25 protein-coding genes and 1 pseudogene are annotated in these 22,564 nt (G+C 31.9%); 15 read left to right on the top strand and 11 right to left on the bottom strand.

Annotated features, from left to right (window positions below; all coding sequences use genetic code 11):
- Positions 1-4 precede the first annotated feature (4 nt).
- The 4 genes from OD917_RS02590 to OD917_RS02575 all read right to left on the bottom strand — a co-directional run bounded on the left by OD917_RS02590 (position 5) and on the right by OD917_RS02575 (position 2,316).
- The gene (locus OD917_RS02590) at positions 5-226 is read right to left on the bottom strand and encodes a DUF2795 domain-containing protein (protein ID WP_007138072.1); all 222 of its coding nucleotides are present in this window, start codon (positions 224-226) and stop codon (positions 5-7) included.
- Between the two features lie 172 nt (positions 227-398).
- Positions 399-968: a cob(I)yrinic acid a,c-diamide adenosyltransferase gene (locus OD917_RS02585; protein WP_263521973.1), complete on the bottom strand. Its 570-nt coding sequence runs from the start codon at positions 966-968 to the stop codon at positions 399-401.
- A 50-nt stretch (positions 969-1,018) separates the two neighbouring features.
- Positions 1,019-1,576, bottom strand: a complete 558-nt coding sequence (locus tag OD917_RS02580; RefSeq protein WP_263521972.1) for a hypothetical protein — start codon at positions 1,574-1,576, stop codon at positions 1,019-1,021.
- 53 nt (positions 1,577-1,629) lie between these two features.
- The gene (locus tag OD917_RS02575) at positions 1,630-2,316 is read right to left on the bottom strand and encodes an ABC transporter ATP-binding protein (RefSeq protein WP_263521970.1); all 687 of its coding nucleotides are present in this window, start codon (positions 2,314-2,316) and stop codon (positions 1,630-1,632) included.
- 290 nt (positions 2,317-2,606) lie between these two features.
- Here OD917_RS02575 and OD917_RS02570 point away from each other — a divergent pair, with 290 nt between their 5' ends.
- On the top strand, positions 2,607-3,266 hold the full coding sequence (locus OD917_RS02570; RefSeq protein ID WP_263521969.1) for a DUF6565 domain-containing protein: 660 nt from the start codon (positions 2,607-2,609) through the stop codon (positions 3,264-3,266).
- 51 nt (positions 3,267-3,317) lie between these two features.
- Here the strand turns inward: OD917_RS02570 and OD917_RS02565 are convergent, their stop codons facing one another.
- The 5 genes and pseudogenes from OD917_RS02565 to OD917_RS02545 all read right to left on the bottom strand — a co-directional run bounded on the left by OD917_RS02565 (position 3,318) and on the right by OD917_RS02545 (position 8,055).
- Positions 3,318-4,097, bottom strand: coding sequence for an O-methyltransferase (locus tag OD917_RS02565; protein WP_263521968.1), 780 nt, complete (start codon positions 4,095-4,097; stop codon positions 3,318-3,320).
- 9 nt (positions 4,098-4,106) lie between these two features.
- On the bottom strand, positions 4,107-4,577 hold the full coding sequence (locus OD917_RS02560; protein ID WP_263521967.1) for an FKBP-type peptidyl-prolyl cis-trans isomerase: 471 nt from the start codon (positions 4,575-4,577) through the stop codon (positions 4,107-4,109).
- 101 nt (positions 4,578-4,678) lie between these two features.
- Positions 4,679-5,046, bottom strand: a pseudogene (locus OD917_RS02555) (four helix bundle protein).
- Positions 5,047-5,137: 91 nt separating this feature from the next.
- Positions 5,138-7,000 (bottom strand): ABC-F family ATP-binding cassette domain-containing protein, encoded by a 1,863-nt coding sequence (locus OD917_RS02550; protein ID WP_263521965.1) that lies wholly within the window; start codon positions 6,998-7,000, stop codon positions 5,138-5,140.
- Positions 7,001-7,089: 89 nt separating this feature from the next.
- Positions 7,090-8,055 carry a T9SS C-terminal target domain-containing protein gene (locus OD917_RS02545; protein WP_263521964.1) on the bottom strand — a complete coding sequence of 322 codons (966 nt, stop codon included), beginning with the start codon at positions 8,053-8,055 and terminating at the stop codon, positions 7,090-7,092.
- A gap of 126 nt (positions 8,056-8,181) precedes the next feature.
- Between OD917_RS02545 and OD917_RS02540 the strand changes: the two genes are divergently transcribed.
- Positions 8,182-9,600 carry an undecaprenyl-phosphate glucose phosphotransferase gene (locus OD917_RS02540; RefSeq protein WP_263521963.1) on the top strand — a complete coding sequence of 473 codons (1,419 nt, stop codon included), beginning with the start codon at positions 8,182-8,184 and terminating at the stop codon, positions 9,598-9,600.
- A 5-nt stretch (positions 9,601-9,605) separates the two neighbouring features.
- Here the strand turns inward: OD917_RS02540 and OD917_RS02535 are convergent, their stop codons facing one another.
- Positions 9,606-10,343 carry a tyrosine-protein phosphatase gene (locus tag OD917_RS02535; protein ID WP_263521962.1) on the bottom strand — a complete coding sequence of 246 codons (738 nt, stop codon included), beginning with the start codon at positions 10,341-10,343 and terminating at the stop codon, positions 9,606-9,608.
- 112 nt (positions 10,344-10,455) lie between these two features.
- Here OD917_RS02535 and OD917_RS02530 point away from each other — a divergent pair, with 112 nt between their 5' ends.
- Positions 10,456-11,646, top strand: coding sequence for a DUF5009 domain-containing protein (locus OD917_RS02530; protein WP_263521961.1), 1,191 nt, complete (start codon positions 10,456-10,458; stop codon positions 11,644-11,646).
- Positions 11,647-11,852: 206 nt separating this feature from the next.
- On the opposite strand, the gene OD917_RS02525 is transcribed toward OD917_RS02530, so the two are convergent.
- Positions 11,853-12,470 (bottom strand): hypothetical protein, encoded by a 618-nt coding sequence (locus tag OD917_RS02525; protein ID WP_263521960.1) that lies wholly within the window; start codon positions 12,468-12,470, stop codon positions 11,853-11,855.
- Between the two features lie 104 nt (positions 12,471-12,574).
- Here OD917_RS02525 and OD917_RS02520 point away from each other — a divergent pair, with 104 nt between their 5' ends.
- From OD917_RS02520 to OD917_RS02465, 12 genes are all read left to right on the top strand, one after another.
- Complete coding sequence (locus OD917_RS02520; RefSeq protein ID WP_263521959.1) at positions 12,575-13,741, top strand: BamA/TamA family outer membrane protein; 1,167 nt, start codon at positions 12,575-12,577, stop codon at positions 13,739-13,741.
- 31 nt (positions 13,742-13,772) lie between these two features.
- The gene (locus OD917_RS02515; RefSeq protein ID WP_263521958.1) at positions 13,773-14,936 is read left to right on the top strand and encodes a glycosyltransferase family 2 protein; all 1,164 of its coding nucleotides are present in this window, start codon (positions 13,773-13,775) and stop codon (positions 14,934-14,936) included.
- Between the two features lie 84 nt (positions 14,937-15,020).
- On the top strand, positions 15,021-16,391 hold the full coding sequence (locus OD917_RS02510) for a dihydrolipoamide acetyltransferase family protein (protein ID WP_263521957.1): 1,371 nt from the start codon (positions 15,021-15,023) through the stop codon (positions 16,389-16,391).
- A gap of 219 nt (positions 16,392-16,610) precedes the next feature.
- Positions 16,611-17,381 (top strand): 3'-5' exonuclease, encoded by a 771-nt coding sequence (locus tag OD917_RS02505; protein WP_248727902.1) that lies wholly within the window; start codon positions 16,611-16,613, stop codon positions 17,379-17,381.
- Between the two features lie 88 nt (positions 17,382-17,469).
- Positions 17,470-18,081 carry a fumarylacetoacetate hydrolase family protein gene (locus OD917_RS02500; protein ID WP_111289096.1) on the top strand — a complete coding sequence of 204 codons (612 nt, stop codon included), beginning with the start codon at positions 17,470-17,472 and terminating at the stop codon, positions 18,079-18,081.
- Positions 18,081-18,425 (top strand): Hpt domain-containing protein, encoded by a 345-nt coding sequence (locus OD917_RS02495; RefSeq protein ID WP_008468078.1) that lies wholly within the window; start codon positions 18,081-18,083, stop codon positions 18,423-18,425. The genes OD917_RS02500 and OD917_RS02495 overlap by 1 nt, the downstream gene beginning before the upstream one ends.
- A gap of 190 nt (positions 18,426-18,615) precedes the next feature.
- A complete protein-coding gene (locus tag OD917_RS02490) occupies positions 18,616-19,869 on the top strand; it encodes a competence/damage-inducible protein A (protein WP_263521956.1) in 1,254 nt (417 codons plus the stop codon).
- A 71-nt stretch (positions 19,870-19,940) separates the two neighbouring features.
- Positions 19,941-20,177 carry a 50S ribosomal protein L28 gene (gene rpmB, locus OD917_RS02485; protein ID WP_008468080.1) on the top strand — a complete coding sequence of 79 codons (237 nt, stop codon included), beginning with the start codon at positions 19,941-19,943 and terminating at the stop codon, positions 20,175-20,177.
- 27 nt (positions 20,178-20,204) lie between these two features.
- Positions 20,205-20,387 (top strand): 50S ribosomal protein L33, encoded by a 183-nt coding sequence (rpmG, locus tag OD917_RS02480; RefSeq protein ID WP_008253902.1) that lies wholly within the window; start codon positions 20,205-20,207, stop codon positions 20,385-20,387.
- Between the two features lie 74 nt (positions 20,388-20,461).
- Complete coding sequence (locus OD917_RS02475) at positions 20,462-20,614, top strand: DUF4295 domain-containing protein (RefSeq protein ID WP_070261881.1); 153 nt, start codon at positions 20,462-20,464, stop codon at positions 20,612-20,614.
- Between the two features lie 188 nt (positions 20,615-20,802).
- Positions 20,803-21,756 (top strand): signal recognition particle-docking protein FtsY, encoded by a 954-nt coding sequence (ftsY, locus tag OD917_RS02470; protein ID WP_111289092.1) that lies wholly within the window; start codon positions 20,803-20,805, stop codon positions 21,754-21,756.
- 208 nt (positions 21,757-21,964) lie between these two features.
- The gene (locus OD917_RS02465) at positions 21,965-22,561 is read left to right on the top strand and encodes a Zn-dependent protease (RefSeq protein WP_263521954.1); all 597 of its coding nucleotides are present in this window, start codon (positions 21,965-21,967) and stop codon (positions 22,559-22,561) included.
- Positions 22,562-22,564 lie beyond the last annotated feature (3 nt).

The raw sequence follows: 22,564 nt of genomic DNA, 5'->3' as shown, positions 1-22,564 counted from the left end.
TTTTTTAATATTCATCCTCATTCCAAAGATAATCTTCGTCTGTTGGATAATCAGGCCAAATTTCTTCCATTGATTCATATATCTCGCCTTCATCTTCTATTGATTGAAGGTTTTCTACTACCTCTAATGGAGCACCTGCTCTAATGGCGTAGTCAATAAGTTCATCTTTGTTAGCAGGCCATGGCGCATCACTTAAATAAGATGCTAATTCTAATGTCCAATACATCTGTTATCTGTTTAGTTTGTGCAAAAATAAATTTTTTACTGAAAAAGACAAGTAAATTTTGATTTATTTTAATAAAATTTAAGAACGTCCCATTAATTGCAGATTTTAGATTATTGATTTTAGATTTGAGAATTCTCAAAAATCTAAAATCTGAAGTCTAAAATCTAAAATTTCACTTTCTCGGTATCCATTTCACTTCCTCCGCTTTAAGGTCTGAGGACAACTTTCGTGCCAAGACAAAAAGGTAGTCAGAAAGTCGGTTTAAGTATGTAATTGCTATTTCAGGAACGTGTTCATTTTGACTTAAATGTACCGCCAAACGTTCTGCACGACGACAAATACAGCGTGCTATATGACAATGTGACACGGTTGGGTGGCCGCCTGGTAAAACAAAATGAGTCATTTGTGGAAGGCTTTCATCCATTTTATCTATTTCGTTTTCGAGTAATTCAATATCTGAGTCTATTATTCCAAGATTTTCTAAGCGGAGTTTTCCATTTTTCAAAACTTCTTTTTCTTGTGGAGTTGCCAAAATGGCACCAACAGTAAAAAGACGATCTTGAATTTCGATTAAAATGGTTTTATAATGTGAATCGATTTCTTGATCACGAATTAATCCAATATAAGAATTCAATTCATCAACAGTACCATAACTGTCAATTCTAATGTGGTCTTTAGGTACTCGAGTTCCTCCAAAAAGAGCCGTCGTTCCTTTATCGCCTGTTTTGGTATATACTTTCATTTTTTTTAAGATGCTAAGGTTTTAAGATGCTGAGATGCTAAGTTTTTTAATTAGTTTTTTGAAAAACCGAGTTCAGTGGTTAGCTTTTTGAATGCTAATTCGGCTTTTTGGTTAAAACTTCCATTTAAATCGGCAGTTTCTGCAGATGATTCAAGCTGTGAGCAGGCTATGCAAACTATGGTCTGGCAAATCACTTCATTGTTTTTAAAATAAACAAATCCGAGTCTTGGCTCGTAACAACCAGCAATATTTGGATTTTCGAACATTTTTTTATCACACAGAATTGTATTTAATTTTGAAATCTGCTCCTGACTAAGTTTTTGTTTTTTACGGATGCTGCTTATATACTGTCCTTTTTCATTAATTGGACAGTAATAATCTTCGCCAGAAAATCCTATATAATCAATTCCGATAACCGAATCACATTCAAAACCTTTCAGATAGGATAGATGATTTTTGCTATTTATTTTAACCTGATTTTCAGTTAACCATTTTATTTCTGTTTTCGGCGCTTTAGTCGGTAAAGAAATATGAGTGCTTTTATTCTCAATCTCATTTTTGCAACAGGAAAAAGTTAGAAGAATAAATAAAAAATAAAATAAACGCATATTCTCATTTAGATTTTAGAATTCAGGTTTTAGCTTTATATGTAAAACCAAAATTATTTAGTAGTATCGCTTTCAATTAAACCATCTCTTAAACGAATAACTCTATGTGCATAAGCAGCAATATCTTCTTCGTGAGTTACTAGAATTACAGTATTGCCTTGAGCGTGAATATCTCCAAAAAGTTTCATAATTTCTACAGAAGTTTTACTGTCTAAGTTTCCTGTTGGTTCATCGGCTAGAATAATCGAAGGCTTATTAACCAATGCTCTGGCAACTGCAACACGCTGGCGCTGTCCTCCAGAAAGCTGATTCGGCTGGTGATCCATTCTATCGGCAAGATTTACTTGTTTTAGAACTTCGGTTGCGCGGGCAATTCTTTCAGATTTTCCATAACCTGCATAAATCATAGGAAGAGCTACATTATCTAAAGCAGTTGTTCTTGGTAAAAGGTTGAAAGTCTGAAAAACAAAACCAATTTCTTTGTTTCTAATTTCAGCTAATTCATCATCTCGCATTTGGCTGACATCTTTTCCATTTAAAACATAACGACCAGATGTTGGAGTGTCTAAACAACCTAATAAATTCATTAATGTAGATTTTCCAGATCCGGAAGGTCCCATTAAAGCAACATATTCGCCTTTTTGTATTTCTAAATCTATTCCTTTTAAAACATAAACGATTTCGTTACCCAGAACAAAATTTCGTCTGATGTCAGTTATTTTAATTAATGGTTCAGCCATTTCTTCTTACAATTTTGGATTTAAAAGTACAAAACACTTTTCAATAAAAATCATAAGTAGTTCAGAATTGGATTTTGTTACAAAAGCTCCTTAATAAATAAATATTAAAATAATATATTTTTTAGAGCAGTAAATGTTACATCTTTCGGGAAATATTTTGCGTAATTATCATTATTATGTCTTTTTTACAGTTTTAATATGTTTTTAATTTTAAAAATGTGATAATAATGTAATTTATTGGTTTAGGTATTTGGTAAATTTGATTATGTATTAATTAAATAATCAAGATTATGAAAAATATCAAAATAGCTACAGGAATTGCATTATTAGTATTAGGAATGACATCGTGTAAAGATGAAAAACAAGAAAAGGCTCAAAAAACAGTAGAGAGCTATGTGATCTATGTTGACTCAGTTAAAAATGTTGCCGCTACCGATTTAAAAGACAATTGGAAAAGTGTGGAAGCAGAATATGACAGAAGATCTCAAGAAGCTGAAGCGGCTTTAGCAGATATTAAAGATAATGCGGCTGCAACTGAAAAAGTAAATGCAAGTAAAATTAAATACGAAGAATTTAAAAATGAGATGACCGCCCAATTTGCCCCTCCAGCTCCTAGTCCAAAACAGCAATTAAGAGACGCTTTGTTTGGTGCAGGAAAAATTGGTGACGATATGAGTTTTAATTGGGTGAATGCTCAAAATATTCATAGCGTTTATCAGCAGTTTGTTCATACTGTAGAAAATAATAAAGATAAATATTCTAGAGAAGACTGGGATGAAATTAAGTTAATGTATGAAGCTCTTGACAGCCGTAAAAATACAGTTGAAAAAGAAGGTTTGTCTGCTGAGGATAATAGAAAAATTGCTGGTTTGAAAATCAAGTTTGCACCGATGTATACTGTAAACAGAATGGGAGCGAAGTCTGAAGAAAATAAAGACGCAAAAAAATAAAAAATTAAAATTTTGAATTAGTAAAAAAGACGATCGTTTGATCGTCTTTTTTTATGCTCGAATTATAAAATGTTCTTTTTTTTGTTCTCTTCTAAAGAATACAAATCCCCACTGGAATGTATCAATTGTGACTTTTACGTTAGGATTGCTTTTAATGATTTCCCAAGCTTCTTCCATGTCTTCTGACCAATGAATATCATCGAAAATCCAAACAGAATCATTATCAACAGTTGGCAATAAAAGCTCAAAATAAGCTAAAGTTGCTTTTTTTGAATGATTTCCGTCAAAATACATCAGATTGTAATTTGTAGCTTGAATGTTCTCAGAAATTAAAAAAGATTCAAACTCAGAAATTACATTTTCAACATTATTGCAATCAAATTGCGCTAAATAATTTTGAGCAACATTTGCTGTATTTGGACAGCCTTCAATTGTAACTACTTTTGCTTTTGGGTTTCCTAAAGCCAACGCAGAAGTTGCTAAACCTAAAGATGTTCCTATTTCGAGAATATTTTCTGGACGAAAGTATTTTGTTACGCGAAATAATAATTCTGCTCGTTTTGGCGAAATTCCAGCTGTTTGTGCAATTTTAGAAATCTGTCTTCGGTTTGTTTTGAAAACTCTAGAACCCGCTCCAAAATCGGTTACTTCGATGAAATTTTTATTCTCTAAAAGCGATTTTCTGTACTTTTTTAGAATTGCATATTCTGGTTTTGCTTTCTTATCATAAAAACATTTTGTCAATAGATTAAAAACAAACGGCGAATGAACGGCGTGTTCGTTTTTAGAATTCCAAAGAAATTTTAGATAAGATTTTATTTGAAAAAGCATCTAGAAATATTAGTTTACTTTAATCAATTTTACGTCAAAAATAAGTACCGAACCTCCAGGTATTGTCATATAATCATAACTTCCATAACCTAAACGCGCAGGTATCAAAAGTACTCCTGATCCACCTTCCTTAAAATATGGAATACCTTCTGTCCACCCTTTAATTACCTGGTTTAGGCCAAATGAAATTCCAGTGTCTTTACTTTGGTCAAAAACTTTTCCACTTGTAAAATAACCTTTATACGCAACAGTTACATTCGAAGTAGATGTTGGCTGAGCCCCATCGCCAGGTTCATCAATAATATAATAAAGACCAGAATCGGTTCTTGTTGCTGTTAAATTATTTTTGGTTAAATAATCTTTAATCTCTTGTTCGTTTTGTTCGGTATAATCTTTTGGCGGTTCAGAATTATCTTTTTCTACACCTGTACAAGAAGCAAATAATGCTAAAGTAAATAATACGGTTAATAATTTTTTCATGTGGTATTTAATTTTTAAGGGCGTAAATATATGGAAATTAGTTTTTAGTCGCAGTCGCAGTCGCGGTTTTCAGTTTTGTTGGATCGTATAATTTTATTTTTCTAATTACATCCAAATTTATTCGGATTGTTAATCATATAATTTATCAGTCTTCCAATTTCAAGACTTTTAATATTTAACTTGTCAAAAGTCTCTTTGCTAATATATTCGCATTTTAATGAAAATTCAAGCCATGTGTTTGTTTCTGAATTTTCAGCATCGCTATCGGTCAATTTGCTAATAAAGTGATTTGTATATCTTCTTTTTCGATAAGATTCTGCAATATTTGCTGCAACACTTCTTGATGATCGTCGTATTTGATCTGTTAGTGAATATCTTTCTTCTTTAAAGGAAAGCTTTTGACAATTCGAAAATTTCCATCGCAAGCTCAAAATGATTTCTTATATGCCAATAATTCTTTATAATCCATTATCTATTTTTTTCAAAATTAATAAAATTAAAGAATTTTCTTTCAAAAAAAGCAAAACTGAAAACCGCGACTGGGACTGAAAACTTAAAATCTATCCTTCAAGTTTTGCAGAAAGCTCAAACCAGCGTTCTTCTTTTGCATCGATTTTATTGATTATATTTTGAAGTTCGTTTGCTTTTTTCTCAATATCGGCATCAGCCACTTTTCCATCTGAGAATAATTGTTCGATTTTAGCTTTTTCAGCTTCAAGATCTTTAATTTCTCTTTCGATTTTTTGATATTCTTTTTGTTCGTTAAAGCTTAAATTTCCAGTTGGATTATTTTGTTTCCATTCTTTCTTTTCAGCTTTGTTTTCTTCTTTTTGAGCAACATCAGCGCTGTCTTCATAAGCTCTGAAATCAGAATAGTTTCCTGGGAAATTTTCGATTTCGCCTTGTCCTCTAAAAACAAATAAATGATCTACAATTTTATCCATAAAATAACGGTCGTGCGAAACTACCAATAAACATCCAGGATAATCTAAAAGGAAACTTTCTAGAACGTTCAAAGTCACAATATCCAAATCATTTGTTGGCTCATCGAGAATCAAGAAGTTCGGATTCTGAATTAAAACAGTACACAAGTATAAACGCTTTAATTCTCCACCGCTTAATTTCTCAACATAATCATATTGTTTTTTGGCATCAAAAAGAAAACGCTCCAATAATTGCGAAGCCGAAATAATTTTTCCTTTTGTCAACGGAATATATTCTCCGTACTCTTTTATGATATCAATAACACGCTGACCTGGTTTTGGATTAATGCCAGACTGTGTATAATATCCAATTTTTATAGTGTCTCCTTTAACAACGCGTCCGCTGTCTGGCGGAATTGTTCCTGTCAAAAGATTTAAGAAAGTCGATTTTCCCGTTCCGTTTTTGCCTATAATTCCGATTCTTTCTCCACGTTGAAAATCAAAACTGAAATTGTCAAGAATAACACGATCTTTGAATTTTTTAGAAAGTTTGTGAAGCTCAATAATTTTGCTTCCCATTCTTTCCATATTAATCTCAAGCTCAACTTTATTTTCTTTTCTTCGGCTTTGTGCTTTTTCTTTAATAATGTAAAAATCATCCTGACGCGATTTAGATTTGGTTGTTCTCGCTTTTGGCTGGCGTCGCATCCATTCTAATTCTTTTACAAACAAGTTTTTTGCTTTGTCAATACTTGCATTTTCAGAAGTGATTCTTTCTTCTTTTTTCTGTAAATAGTAAGAATAATTTCCTTTGTATTGGTATAGTTTTCCGTTGTCTAATTCGATAATTTCATTGCAAACGCGTTCCAAAAAGAAACGGTCGTGCGTTACCATAAACAAAGTGATGTTTTCTTTAGCAAAATAACTTTCCAACCATTCGATCATTTCAAGATCTAAGTGGTTGGTTGGCTCATCCAAAATCAATAAATCTGGACGATTGATTAGAATTATGGCTAACGAAAGGCGTTTTTTCTGTCCCCCAGAAAGATTTTTAACCTTAAGCTTAAAATCCTCCAGTTTTAATTTGAATAAAATCTGTTTGTATTGTGTTTCAAAATCCCAAGCATTGTGCTGATCCATAGCATCAAAAGCTTTTTGGTAAGCTTCTTCGTCTGAAGGATTTTCTAAAGCTTTTTCATAAGCCTCAATAACTTTAAGCGTTTCATTATCAGAAGCGAAAATACTTTCCTCAATCGTAAGTTCATCTTGAAGATTATTGTCTTGCGAAAGAAACGCCATTCTGATTCCTTTTCTTAAAACAACTTGACCAGTATCAGGTTCTTCTAAACCATTGATAATGCTCATAATGGTTGTTTTTCCAGAGCCGTTTTTTGCAATAAAAGCGATTTTTTGATCTTTATTAATTCCAAAAGAAATGTTGTCAAAAAGGACTCTTTCGCCAAATGACTTTGATATATTCTCGACTGATAAATAGTTCACTTTGTAAATTCTAAGTTATAATTAGGAGTTATGAATATTTTTAAAGCATAACTTTTTGCAAAAGTAAACTATTATCTCGCATTTGCGAATTATTTATGGAGATACGATCCAAGTATAGAATTCAAATCAAAGTAATGAATTTGCTGCGGAACATTTATTACTGGTTTTCGAACCAGAGATTCATTCGTTAAAAAATAATGCAAACCATCTTTTGTCGAAATTCCTTCGATTTGATGAAAAGGAAGTTTTAAATCGATCCGTCTTTTATTTCCAGATAAAAAATCATGATTTTTAAAATCGTAGAGCAGATATAAAAAAGGTTTTCCAACTTTGGTGTAGCCACATAAAGCAATTAGTTTTTTGTCTTCTAAATAAGTGGCGCCAGTGATTAAACCTTTTGTATCTAATGTAGTTTTTAATTTCGCAATCTGAGATCCAGATTCTTTTGAAAGTGCATAAATAGTAGTTTTAGATGTTTTCCATTGTTTGGTAAACAAGTAAATACTGTCTTTGGAAACAATAAAAGCTTCACAATCGAAATCGGTTTTATTTGGTTTTGAAGGAGAAAAATCGGTTTGATCAGAATAAGTGAATGAAATGGTTTCAATTTTCGGATTTTCTTCTAAAAAAGTTTTTTTCTCGATTTTAAGAATTTTCAAATCAGTTCTATTACCAGAATAATTATTTCCAAAATCACCAATATAAATATGTGTGCTGTCTTTCGCAATTTCTTCCCAATCCTGATTGATAACTTCAGGAAGAACAATTTTCTTTTTGATTTTTCCTAAAGAATCTAATCCATAAATGTTTGTATCGTGATCATCATTATGCGTCCAAAGCAAATTTTCGAAAGCAATTAATCCTGAAGTTTCCTTTATAGAATCACTTAAACGAATAGAATATTCTGGCTTTAGATGTAAATTTTTATAGTTGCAATTTCCATCATTTTGTTTAGCTTCGGCATTATGATTTTCAGCTTTCGGATCTGTACACGCCGAAATTTGCGAATATATCGAAGAAGTAAAGGCAAAAAAGAAGACTATAATTTTTAACATACGTTAAAGGTAAAATTTTAAATAATTAGAAGAGAATAAGTGTCAAAAAATATAATTTAAATGTTATTTTGCATCGATTTTATTTTTGACATTTTTTTGTCTTTTAGGATAAAGTTGAACTCCGTCATGAAAATTTTACAACAACTATCTCATTACCGAATTTCGCGTTACTTCAAGCTTTTGTTTGTTGTGGTAGATGTTATATTACTGAATTTAGCAACAGTCCTTTCTGCATTGGCAAGATTTGGAAGTTTAGATAAATTGTTGTCCAAAGAAGAAAGAACGGTTTCTTTGCTAGCGGCTTTAATCTGGATTGCATTATTGCTTCAAAGCGATTCGAATAGAAGCATTCGTATAGAGCCTATAGAATCTATTTTATGGCGAACAATTAAAAAGATTTCAATTCACGCAGCTTTAATTTCTATTTCGGTTGTTTACCTAAAATATGGCGATATATCAAGGCTTAGAATGGTGTATTTTTATTTGATCTTTTTTAGTCTGCTAATGTTTACGAGGTTTTTTTCTATGAAACTTCTAAAATATATTCGAAGTAAAGGATATAATTTTAAGACATTTATAATCGTTGGTGCCAATGAAAGTGGAGAAAGAATTCGTAAAGTACTCGGAAAAGATTTGACTTACGGATATCGATTCTTAGGTTTTTTTGATAAAAAAAATATAGAAACAACCATTGATCCAGCTCTTATCATCGGACAATTTGATGAGGTGGAAAATTTTGTAATTGATAAGAAAATCGATGAAATGTATGTTGCATTACACATTGAAAACATCGAAATAATTAATGAACTTATTAGGATTTGCGAACAAAATATGGTTCGCATAAAGTTTATTCCAGATTTTCAGCTCTACACAAAAGCAAGCAGAGTAGAAGTTACTTTTTATGAAAACACTCCTGTTTTAATGTTTCGTACAGAACCAATGGAGTTTGCTTCAAACAGGGTTATAAAAAAGATTTTTGATGTCTGTTTTTCAAGTCTGGTAATATTGCTAATTTTCCCGTGGCTGTTTCCTATAATCATGATTATTATCAAATTAGAATCGCCTGGGCCAGTATTTTTTAAACAAAAAAGATCTGGTCGAGATAATAGAACTTTTACATGCTTGAAATTTAGAAGTATGCACGTTAACGTTTTGGCACACAATAAACAAGCAGAAAAAGGAGATGCCCGCATTACTAAATTTGGTGCTTTTATTCGTAAAACAAGTATCGACGAATTACCTCAGTTTTTTAATGTTTTTTGGGGAGATATGTCTGTTGTGGGGCCAAGACCGCACATGGTTAAACTTGCTAAAGAATATAGCGATTTGATAAGCAATTATTTAGTGCGTCAATATGCGAAACCAGGAATTACTGGCTGGGCGCAGGTAAATGGTTATAGAGGCGAAACGAAGGCTTTAAGCGATATGGAAAATAGAGTGGAATACGATATCTGGTATATCGAAAACTGGAGTTTTCTGCTCGATATGAGAATTATAGTTAAAACCGTTATTAATATTTTTAAAGGGGAAGAAAACGCTTATTAGATTTTTTAAAATTTAAAAAACTGATTATTCGTTATAATCTCTTTTAAAGGATCTATATTTTTTATTTTTAGTTTATTATCAAAAGCTTCAATATGTTTTTTGTGATGAACATCGGTTCCGCAAAAATCATACATTCCTTTCTCTAAAAGGTCATCGGCCATTTTAGTGATTTTAGAACCATAATATTCTACAGTAGAAAGTAAATTCAACTGAAAACGACATCCAGCATTTTTTAATTTTTCGTACTCTGAAAATTTATTATGATAGAAAACATATCTTTCAGGATGTGCCAAAACAGGAATGTAACCTGCAACTTGTATTTCAAAAATTGTTTTATAAATGTTTAAAGGAGCATTTAAATAAGACATCTCCACTAAAACATAATTTTCTTTTAAGGTAAGCAGTTTTTCTTCTTTAAAATGATTTTCAAACCAGCTGTCTATAAAATATTCTGCGGCGGCACGAATTGGGGTTTCAATTTTATTTTCTTTTAATGCATTTTGGGTTTCCTGAAGTTTAGACTGAATAATTTCAGGAGAATTGTTCCAAACATAATGATTGATATGCGGAGTTGTAATAATTTGAGAAATACCTAATTCTTTCAGAGATTTTGCAAGCGCAATCGATTTGGTAATATTTTTTGCTCCGTCATCAATTCCTGGTAGAACGTGAGAATGAATATCTACAAAACTACCGTTTAACAGTTCTTTTAAAATGGGTTTAGATTTGAAAAATGATAACATGGGGTAAAAAATGTGTGACTCAATTTATTAGAGTACAAAATTAATCTAGAATTTCTAATAAGACATTTTAGAATTATGTTATATTTGATTTTTAGTAAAAAAGTAAAAAATTATGAAAATAAAAGAGAATTTATTCAATCAGAGAATCATTTCTATAGATGCTTTGCGTGGAATTACCATTTTTGTAATGATTTTTGTAAACGAACTGGCGAGTATTAGTAATGTCCCACAATGGATGAAACATATGCCAGCAGATGCAGATGCAATGACTTTTGTTGATTTAGTTTTTCCTGCTTTTTTATTCATTGTCGGAATGTCGATCCCGTTTGCTTTTAATGCGAGATTGATTAAAGGTGACAGCCTGAAAACCATCTGGACGCACACGCTAAAAAGAGCATTAGCACTTATAATAATTGGTGTTTTTATGGTTAATGCCGAATATGGTTATGATGCTTCAAAAATGATTATTGAGCCAGCATTTTGGGGATTATTGGCTTACGCAATGCCAATTCCAATTTGGAACAAATACCCAAAAGATTTTCCTCTTTGGTTGAAAAATGTATTGCAATATGGAGGAATTTTAGTTCTTATTGCGCTTTACTTTTTATATATTCAAGATACTGGAGAAAGAGGAATGACGCCAAAATGGTGGGGTATTCTAGGCTTGATTGGTTGGGCGTATTTATTTACAGTAATTTATTATTGGCTGGTTTCAGGGAATTTATGGGCGATGATTGGATTTTTAATTTTTTCTGTCGCAATGAATTCTCTTAATTTAACCGAAAACTCTTTTGTTCAAAATACGTCGTGGCTTAGTTTTATTGCCGGACATCTTACTCATGCTTCTTTAGTTTCAGCTGGAGTAGTAATTTCGCTATTGTTTTTCGATCGAAAAATCAGTTCAAAAATCAATTGGCCTGTAATTGGGTTTATTGTTTTGTTTACCCTGACAGCAATTTTACTTCGTCCGTATTTCGGAATTTCAAAAATAAAAGGAACGCCTTCTTGGACTATGTTTTCAGCGGCGATTTGCACTGTTTTGTTCTATTTTCTGTATTGGCTAATGGAAGTCAAAAAACAAACCAAATGGAGCGAATTTTTCATGCCTGCGGCAGCAAATCCGTTATTGATTTATATTTTGCCAGGTGTTATTTATTATTTCTGTAAGCTTATAAACTTTCATATTATTCCAGGATATTTCAGAGTAGGAGTTCCGGGAATTCTATGGTCTTTAGCATTTTCGATAATTATGCTTTTTGTAATGAAAATTCTAAATAGATATAAAATTCAGATGCAATTATAGTTTTATTGAAACTATTTTTTTAGCGCAAAGTTCGTAAAGGATTTTTGAGAGAATTTTTTTAACGCAAAGCGCGCAAAGATTTTTTCGCAAAGTGCACAAAGAATTCTAGATAAATATTTTAAGAAAATATAAAGTTCACAAAGCTTTGTGAACTTACCGTTTGTAAAAAACACTTAAAAAATCTTTGCGCACTTTGCGTTAAAATCTCAATTTATAATAACAGATTTTATCTTCAATACAGACCCAGAAACAGGATTGTAATTCACGAAGTTGAATTTGCATAAATTATGAATATCTAAAATTTTTCCATTTGGAAGTTCGTCTTGTCTGAAATCTGACCAAGGAATTTTTATTGTAGAGAAATGTTTGGGAGAAGCAGGAATGCTAGCTCTGGGGTGCGAACCCCCATGAATACAGCCAGTTCCTTCTTCATTTCCTTCTCTTGCTTGCAATTTTATAATTTGCGTCGATTGATAGGTAATTTCGACATATTTAGAATGATCTGAAAGATTAGTTGGAACTCCGTCATTAGTTTCAGAAGGCGTAATCATAACATTTAATTCTATTTCGCCTTTCGGATTGTCTTTTGCAGTGACCGCAACAATTCCGTTTTCCAGGCGAAACTTATTTATCATTTCTTCATTTTCTACAGAAGGTCCAGCAATAAACCATTTATTCGTTTTTACGAGATTTATTTCTTTTTTCTGATCGCTTACCGAAAAGCCAAAGATTATAAGCAATGGAAGAAAAATACAAAGACGAAACATATTTAAGGTTTTCAAAATCAAATAATTTAGTGTTTCAAATATAACTTTTTGATTCATCCGAAATTCTTTTTTATTCATCCAAAATTTTTATTGTTATTCTTAATAAAATTTTAAATTTGTAAGAGACGGTTTTTAAGATATTGTGTGTGAATAGTTTAAAAATGAAATACTTCTTAGTTTTATTTTTAATAGGATCGTTTTGTCAGGCTCAAAATGATAGCACAGATGTGGGCACACGAGATATTTTAGATGTTATTCATCGGGTTTTTGACAAGCAAGATACTATTCGTCCAGAAAGAAAAAGAAAACTGACTTTTTCTTTGTTGCCAGTTCCTGTTGGAGTTAATTCTAGCACTGGTTTGGTTGTTTCTTTTTTGACCACATTTTATTTAGGCGATCCTGAAACGACCAGAATGTCTCAGATTACTTTTTCACCTTATTTTAGTTTTAGCAAACAATTTGTATTTCCAATTCAATCTTATATTTATTCAAAAGATAATAAATGGAGTCTTATTGGAGATTATCGTTATATGATTTATCCGCAGCTCACATATGGCTTGGGAGAACATGATTCCAAAGAAGAAATGTCAACACTCGACTATCAGCAATGGCGTTTTTATCAGTTTATAACGAGACAGATTGTCGGCAATTATCGACTAGGAGTTGGTTTTCTTTTGGATAATTATAAAAACATTTCTGAAGAATCTTATATAGAAGGGGAAACCGATTATTACCAATATATGAATGGAGATTATTCTAACGAAACTTCGTTTGGTTTTGCATTTCAAGGACTTTACGATTCCAGGGAAAATATTATTAATCCTGAAAAAGGTTTATATATCGAAGCCGATTTGCGAATTAATACCAGCGGAGTTGAAGGTGATAAATGGCAGTCTTTGTATTTTGATGCCAGAAAATATCATTCCTTTAGCAAAACCAAACATCGGGTTTGGGCTTCTAGAGCTTTTTTTTGGTCAACGTTTGGAGGAAAACCTCATTATTTGGACCTGCCAAGTATTGGCTGGGATCGTGAAGGAAAAACGGGTCGTGGATTTACTAAAAACAGATATAGAAGTAATGCTTTGGCTTATTTTGAAACTGAATATCGAACAGATATTAGCCGAAACGGATTTTTTGGAGCAGTTTTTTTTACCAATGTTTCTTCTGTTTCAAGAATAGATACTTATCAATTTAAAAAATGGAATCCCGCTGTTGGAACTGGAATCCGCATAAAATGGAATAAAAGAAACGGAAGTAATTTAGCTTTAGATTACGGAATTAGTAAAAACGATTGGTCACTTCGTTTGGGGTTATCAGAAAATTTCTAACTTCGGCCAAAATCTACAGATTCAATTATTCATGCAATTATCGGTTGTCATTCTCAATTACAATGTGCGTTACTTTCTCGAACAGTGCCTTTTAAGTGTTCAGGAAGCAATTGCGTCAATCGATGCTGAAATTATTGTAGTGGATAATAATTCATCAGACGAAAGTGTTTTGATGGTGAAAGAAAAATTTTCAGACGTTAAACTAATTGAAAACAAAGAAAATTTCGGTTTTCCAAAAGGCAATAATATTGGTGTTCGTCAAGCGAAAGGAAAGTACGTTTGTATTTTAAATCCAGATACCGTTGTTGCAGAAGATACTTTTAGAAAGATTCTGGCTTTCGCCGAAAGGCAAAACAATCTCGGAATCATTGGCTGTAAATTAATTGACGGAACAGGAGAATTTCTTCCGGAAAGTAAACGCGGAGTTCCAACGCCTTGGGTTTCTTTTACAAAAATTTTCGGATTGTATAAAATCTTTCCTAAAACCAGATTTTTAAATCAATATTATGCACAACATTTAAATGAATATGAAACTGGAAAAGTAGATATTCTAGTTGGCGCTTTTATGTTTTTAGAAAGAAAACTATATGAAGATTTAAATGGTTTTGATGAAGATTGTTTCATGTATGCTGACGACATTGATTTATCGTATCGCGCATTACTGAAAGAAAAAACAAACTATTATTTTCACGAAACAACTGTTTTACATTATAAAGGAGAAAGCACAATAAAAGACGAAAAATATATGCTTCATTTTCAGGAAGCAATGAATTTCTTTTATCAGAAGCATTTTAAGAAACCATTGTTTTTTAGTTTTTTTATCCAAATGGGGACTTGGTTTTTCTCTTTTATAAAAATGTTTCAAGGTAAAACAAGAATAAAACCGAATCCAGAATCGTATGTTTTTTATTCTTTAAATGAAGATTTGTCTCAAAAATTAGCTTTAACTTTAAAAAATAAAGTAAGCTTTTTAGAAATCCCGAAAGAAAAAATGGTAAATTCGTGCCTGATTTTTAAGGGAAAAAAGATCGAAATCATTTTGGATAATCGATACATTTCGTTCAAAAAATGTATCGAAATCATAGAAACTCTTAAAGATAAGAGTATTACTTTTAAAATTTTACCCAAAAATACCCATTTTATTATTGGAAGCGATTCCAGAAATGATAGAGGGCAAATTATAAAAATTGAGTAAAAAATTATATTAAGTGTAATTTATGTTTAAAATATTCATTAATTTCGCAATCTGAAAATCAAAAACATCTTTTAGATTAACAATATGGCAAGATTTGAATTAAAGCTTCCTAAAATGGGAGAAAGTGTCGCTGAAGCAACTATTACAAATTGGTTGAAAGAAGTTGGAGACAAAATTGAGGCTGATGAAGCCGTACTCGAAATTGCAACAGATAAAGTTGACAGCGAAGTGCCTAGTGAAGTATCAGGAATTTTAGTTGAGCAATTGTTTGGTAAAGATGATTTAGTGCAAGTAGGGCAAACGATCGCGATTATTGAAACTGAAGGAGGCGACGAGCCAACTGCAGCGACAAATAAAGTTGAAGAAACTGCAGCTCCTGCTGAAGTTGCTGAAATTGAAAAAACAATCGAAGCGGTTAAAGAAACAGTAACTTCTCAAGATTTCTCAGCATCAGATAAATTCTTTTCTCCATTAGTAAAAAATATTGCAAAAGAAGAAGGCGTTTCTTTAAACGAACTTGAAAATATTGCTGGTTCAGGAAAAGACGGACGAGTAACTAAAGAAGATATTTTAAAATATGTAGAAGATCGTAAATCAGGTTCTGTTCAAGCGCCACAAACAGTTGAAGCGGCTCCGAAAATAGTTGTTGAAACTCCTAAAGTTGAAGCTCCAAAAGCTGAAACTACAAAAACTCTAGAACCTGTTGCTCAAAAAAGCCAACAAGCAGTTCCAGTTTCTGTAAACGGAGGGGATGAAATTGTGGAAATGGATAGAATGCGCAAACTGATTTCAGGTTATATGGTGGCTTCAGTTCAAACTTCGGCTCACGTACAATCTTTTATTGAAGTAGACGTAACAAATATTGTAAAATGGAGAGATAAGGTAAAAGCAGCTTTCGAAAAAAGAGAAGGTGAGAAATTGACTTTTACTCCAATTATGATGGAAGCTGTTGCAAAAGCTTTAAAAGATTTCCCTGGAATGAATATCTCTGTTGACGGAGAGTATATCATTAAAAAGAAAAATATCAATTTAGGAATGGCAGCGGCATTGCCAAACGGAAATTTAATTGTTCCTGTGATTAAAAATGCAGATCAATTGAATTTGGTTGGAATGGCAAAAGCGGTTAACGATTTAGGAAACCGTGCAAAAGCTGGAAAACTAAAACCAGACGATACGCAAGGCGGAACTTACACGGTAACAAACGTTGGTACTTTTGGTAGTGTTTTCGGAACGCCAATTATCAATCAGCCACAAGTTGGAATTTTAGCACTTGGAGCGATTCGTAAAGTTCCTGCAGTTATCGAAACTCCAGAAGGAGATTTCATTGGAATTCGCCAAAAAATGTTCTTGTCTCACTCTTACGATCATAGAGTTGTTGATGGAGCGCTTGGAGGAAGTTTTGTAAAAAGAGTAGCAGAATATTTAGAAGCTTTTGATGTAGATAGAGATTTCTAAAAATCAATTATAAAATAAATTCAAATCCGATAAGTTTTAAACTTGTCGGATTTTTTTGTTTTGTAAGAAAAGAATTAAGTAGAAATGCGTAATCCAGTGTAGGACTTATTTTTGAAAAGTTAAAATTAGGATTTGAAAGCATTTTTCGACAAAAAAAATCAGAATAAAGGAGGATATTCGGCTTTAAAAATTACATTTGTAAACTTATAAAAATTAGAAATGGAATTAAAACTTAACAAGCCAATTTGCTTTTTTGATCTCGAAACAACGGGAATTGATATCGGTAAAGATAGAATCGTAGAAATTTCAATATTCAAAGTTTTTCCTAACGGAAATAAAGAAAGTAAGACTTGGTTGGTTAATCCAACAATTCCAATTCCTCCACAAACAACTGCAGTTCATGGCATCACTGATGAAAAAGTGGCTAACGAACCAACTTTTGCAGAACTTGCTCCGCATATTCACAATATGATTAAAGACAGTGACTTGGGCGGATTTAATTCAGATCGTTTCGATATTCCGCTTCTTGCAGAAGAATTGCTTCGTGCGGGAGTTGATTTTGATATGAAAAACAAAGTTTCTGTCGATGTTCAAACAATTTTTCATAAAATGGAAGAGCGTACTTTAAGTGCAGCTTTGAAGTTTTATTGTGGAAAAAGTTTAGACAATGCCCATTCAGCTGAAGCTGATACAATGGCGACTTACGAAATTTTAAAAGCACAATTAGATCGTTATCCAGAATTAGAAAATGATATGAAATCATTATCTGAATTTACAACTCGTAAAAAAATCGCCGATTTTGCAGGAATGATTGCTTTTGATCAAGATGACGAAGAAATTTTTACTTTTGGAAAACATAAAGGTGCAAAAGTGGAAAAAGTTCTAGAAACAGAACCTGGATATTTCAGCTGGATTCAAAATGCTGATTTTCCGTTGTACACCAAAAAAGTTTTGACAGCAATTAAATTGAGAAAATTAAATACAAAGTAAGTTTCTAAGATGCTAAGGTACAGAGATTCTAAGTTTTTTTAGTTTCTTAGTAGCTTAGCATCTTATTATCTTAGCAACTTAAAAAAGAATGAAGATTATCTGTGTCGGCAGGAATTATGCCAATCATATAGAGGAATTAAAAAATGAGCGTCCAAGTGAGCCGGTGGTTTTTATGAAACCAGATTCTGCGGTTTTACTGAAACAGCATCCGTTTGTAATTCCAGAGTTTTCTGAAGATGTTCATCATGAAGTTGAAATAATCGTAAAGATTAATAAAGTCGGAAAATATATTGAGCCAAAATTTGCTCATAAATACTATGATGAAATTAGTGTCGGAATTGATTTTACGGCTCGTGATTTACAAAGTAAACTAAAAGAAAAAGGGCTTCCGTGGGAAAAAGCCAAGGCATTTGACGGTTCAGCGGTTATTGGTGATTTTTTACCAAAAACTGATTTTGTTTCTATGGAAAATCTTAATTTTGAATTAAGAAGCAATTCAGAAACAGTTCAAAAGGGAAACTCAAGTATGATGCTTTGGAAAATCGATGAATTGATTTCTCACGTATCTCAGTTTTTCACATTAAAAATTGGAGATATTATTTTTACAGGAACGCCGGCAGGTGTTGCGGCTGTAAAACCAAATGATGTTTTAGAAGGCTTTTTAGAAGATAAAAAATTATTCAGAATACAAGTAAAATAATGGCTTTAAAGTACAACCTTTCGAAAGTTTATGCGCTTTCAGATAACGATCCTGAATTTGTGAATCAAATTTTAACTTTATTTGTTACAGAAGTTCCAGAAGATTTAAAACAAATCAAAGAAGGAATTAAAAAGAAGGATCATAAATACGCCTATTCCTATGCTCATAAAATAAAGCCTACATTGGATTTAATGGGGTTAAATGTGGCTTTTGAAGAAATCTTGCAGGTAGAAGCTTGGACAAAAGCTGAAGGCAAGAAAAAAGATATTATCGAAACTTTTAAAAGTATTAAGGTACAAGTAAAAGAAGCGATTAAAGAAATTAAAAAAGACTTTGATCTTTAATATAAATTTTGGCTTATTCCTTAGCTATTTAAATTAAGGAATAAGTCAAAAATCATTTTTTTTAAATTTTGTAAGCGGCTTATAGTTTGTAAAAGCTGTTAATACCTTCCTCCCAAGACAAAATTTAAATTTTCTACTTATAAATTTATAGCTTACTTAATGTAAGAAGCAAAAAAAACATTTCACTGATATGAAGGCAGCAATTATCACTATTGGAGATGAGATTTTAATTGGTCAAATCGTAGATACAAATTCAGCTTTTATTGCTAAATCATTAGATCGAATTGGAGTTGAGGTAGTAGAAATGCTATCGATAAGCGATGATAAAAAGCATATTTTAGATACTTTTGCTCAATTGCAAAATAGAGTAGATGTTGTCATTGTAACTGGCGGATTAGGTCCGACAAAAGACGATGTTACAAAGAAAACATTCTGCGAATACTTTAATGATGAATTAGTTGTAGACCAAAAAGTTTTAGCGCACGTAACAGAATTGATTGAAGGTTTTTATAAAAGACCAATTTCTCAACTGAATAAAGATCAAGCTCTAGTTCCGTCAACTTGTACAGTATTGCATAATAAAGTTGGAACTGCACCGGGAATGTGGATGAAAAAAGAAAGCACAGTTTTTATTTCACTTCCAGGAGTTCCTTATGAAATGAAATATTTGGTCGAGGAAGAAATAATTCCAAAAATTGTTCGCGAATACAAACGTCCTTATATTATTCATAAAACCATTTTGACTTATGGTCAGGGCGAAAGTTTAGTTGCAGAACGTATTGAGCAATGGGAAAATAATCTTCCAGAATTTATAAAATTGGCTTATTTGCCAAATCCAGGAAGAGTTCGTCTGCGTTTAACGGCAAGAGGAACAAATAAAGAAGAGTTAGAAGAAGCAATAGAATCTAATGTTCAATCTTTAGATGCTATAATTCATGATATAATTGTAGGTTACGAAGAAAACGAAACAATTGAAACAGTAATAGGCAAATTACTTTCTAAACAAAATAAAACAATCTCAACAGCAGAAAGTTGTACAGGAGGAAGAATTGCTTCATTACTGTCATCTGTTCCAGGTTCGTCAAATTATTTTAAAGGGAGTATTGTTTCTTATGCGACAGAAGTGAAAGCAAATGTTTTGGGAGTTTCTCAAAATTTAATTGATGAATTTTCTGTTGTAAGCGCTGAGGTCGCGTCAGCTATGGCTTTGAGTGTTAAAGATTTGCTTAAAACAGACTATGCGCTTGCTACGACAGGCAATGCAGGTCCATCAAAAGGAGATTCAGATGCTGAAATTGGCACTGTTTTTATAGCTTTGGCAACACCAAACGGAGTAATTGTTGAAGAATTTAACTTCGGACAACCTCGTGAAAAAGTGATAGATAGGGCATCAGTTAAGAGTTTGGAAATTTTGCAGAAAGAAATTTTAAAAATTGTGCAATAATTTTTTGCTACAATGGTTTATTTTTCTTTTCTTTGCACCCTGATTTTGAATAACGATAAAAGATAAGTATAATGTCAAGAGTTTGTGACCTTACAGGTAAAAGAGCGATGGTAGGAAATAACGTTTCTCACGCTATGAACAAAACTAAGAGAAAGTTTTCTGTAAACTTAGTTAAAAAGCGTTTTTATCTTCCAGAAGAAGATAGATGGATTACTCTTAGAGTAGCAGCATCTACGATAAAAACAATTAATAAAAATGGAATCACTGCAGTTTTGAAAAAAGCGCAGTCAGAAGGATTTATCAAATAATCTTTTCCTAAATAAATATATAGCAAGATGGCAAAGAAAGGTAATAGAATCCAAGTAATTTTAGAATGTACTGAGCACAAGACTTCTGGTGTTCCAGGAACTTCTAGATATATTACAACTAAGAACAAAAAAAATACTCCAGATAGATTAGAGATTAAAAAATTTAATCCAATCTTAAAAAGAGTAACTGTTCATAAAGAAATTAAGTAATAATTAGAGATTTTTATAAATCTCAAATGGTTTGGCCATTCGAGTTTTATGAAAAATTCAATAACATTTGAATCATGGCAAAGAAAACCGTAGCATCGTTACAAACAGCTTCTAAGAGATTGTCAAAAGCCATCAAAATGGTAAAATCTCCTAAAACTGGTGCATATACATTCGTAGAATCTATTATGGCTCCTGAAGAAGTTGATGAATTCTTGAAAAAGAAATAATTACAATTACATTATATAGAAAAGCTACTTTCATTCGGAAGTAGCTTTTTTATTACCTATATTTGTCTAAAAATTTAAAGAATCGTAACAATTTGTCTTTTTTTGAACAACAATTGCACTTTCTTTAAAGATTTGGATTTCTTGTCCGAAAATCAAGAAATCTAGTAAATCTAAATAATCTACAAAAAATGAGTTTTTTTAAAAAATTATTCTCTACCGAAAAAAAAGAGACTTTAGACAAAGGTCTTGAAAAAACGAAAACTACTTTTTTCTCGAAGTTAAGCAAGGCTGTTGCTGGAAAATCTAAAGTTGATGATGATGTTTTAGATGATTTAGAAGAAGTTCTTGTGGCTTCGGATGTTGGTGTAAATACAACTTTGAAAATCATTTCAAGAATCGAAAAACGTGTTTCTGAAGATAAATATTTAGGAACAGATGAATTAAATCAGATTCTTCGTGATGAAATTGGCGCTTTGTTATCTGAAACTAATACAGGTGAAGCAACAGAATTTGAAATTCCTAAAGATAAAAAACCTTATGTTTTAATGGTTGTTGGAGTAAATGGAGTAGGGAAAACAACAACGATTGGGAAATTAGCTTATCAATTTAAAAAAGCGGGTCATAATGTGGTTTTAGGTGCTGCAGATACATTTCGTGCTGCTGCGATCGATCAATTGCAAGTTTGGGCAGATCGTGTAAATGTGCCTATTGTAAGGCAGCAAATGGGAAGCGATCCTGCTTCTGTAGCTTTTGATACTTTGCAATCTGCAGTTGCTCAAAATGCTGATGTTGTAATTATTGATACAGCTGGTCGTCTTCATAATAAAATCAACTTAATGAACGAATTGACAAAAGTAAAACGTGTAATGCAGAAAGTTGTTGCTGACGCTCCTCACGATGTGCTTTTAGTTTTAGATGGTTCTACAGGTCAAAACGCTTTTGAACAAGCGAAACAATTTACAGCTGCTACTGAGGTTACTTCGTTAGCTGTTACTAAATTAGACGGAACGGCAAAAGGTGGAGTTGTGATTGGAATTTCAGATCAATTTCAAATTCCTGTTAAATATATTGGCGTTGGCGAAGGAATTGAAGATTTACAAGTTTTCAATAAATATGAATTCGTTGACAGTTTTTTTAAATAATTTATAATGAAAAATATATCGGCTATTACATTCTATTTCGCCAGTGTAGTATGTTTTGTTTTTGCAAACTTATTGAAAGATAATAATCTTTCAGTTTATTATGTGTTGCTGGTAGTCGGAATCATTTTGTTCTTTTTAGGGGTTCTTAAAAGAATAAAAACTAACAGATAATCTTCAAAAAATATAATAACTTTATTGAATTGCTTTTATGAAATATGGTGTTTTGATTTTACTATTTGGCTTGTTTTCATGTGTAAATAGGAATAATGAAAATACAATAAAAGCTCAAAAAGTAATTGTTATACAACCTTTAGGTAATTTTCAGCAAAAACAATCTCAAAAGGTTTTTGCTGAAATTAAAGCTATTAACCCGAAAGTTGTTTTGATGGAAAATATTGACTTTCCTGAAAAATCTTTTTACAGTCCTAGAAATAGATATCGTGCTGACAGTATTATTAAAAATCTAAAAAATAATATTGGTAAAGATTCTGTAATTGTTGGATTGTCTCATTTTGATATAAGTACAACAAAAAACGGAATAAAAGATTGGGGTATAATGGGCTTAGGTTATAATCCTGGAAAAGCTTGCGTTGTTTCTGATTTTAGATTGTCTCGTAAAAATAAAAATGAGCAATTTTATAAATTAGTTTTACATGAATTAGGGCATACAGAAGGTCTGCCACATTGCAAAATACAAACTTGCTTAATGCGTGATGCCGAGGGGCGTAATCCTTTTAATCAAGAAAAAAGCTTCTGCAAGGATTGCAAAAGCTTTTTGAAAAATAAAGGATGGCAATTGATTTAAATT

The organism is Flavobacterium sp. SH_e (genome assembly GCF_025717045.1).
Classification (GTDB): Bacteria; Bacteroidota; Bacteroidia; order Flavobacteriales; family Flavobacteriaceae; genus Flavobacterium.
This window is presented reverse-complemented; position numbering and strand designations above follow the sequence as displayed.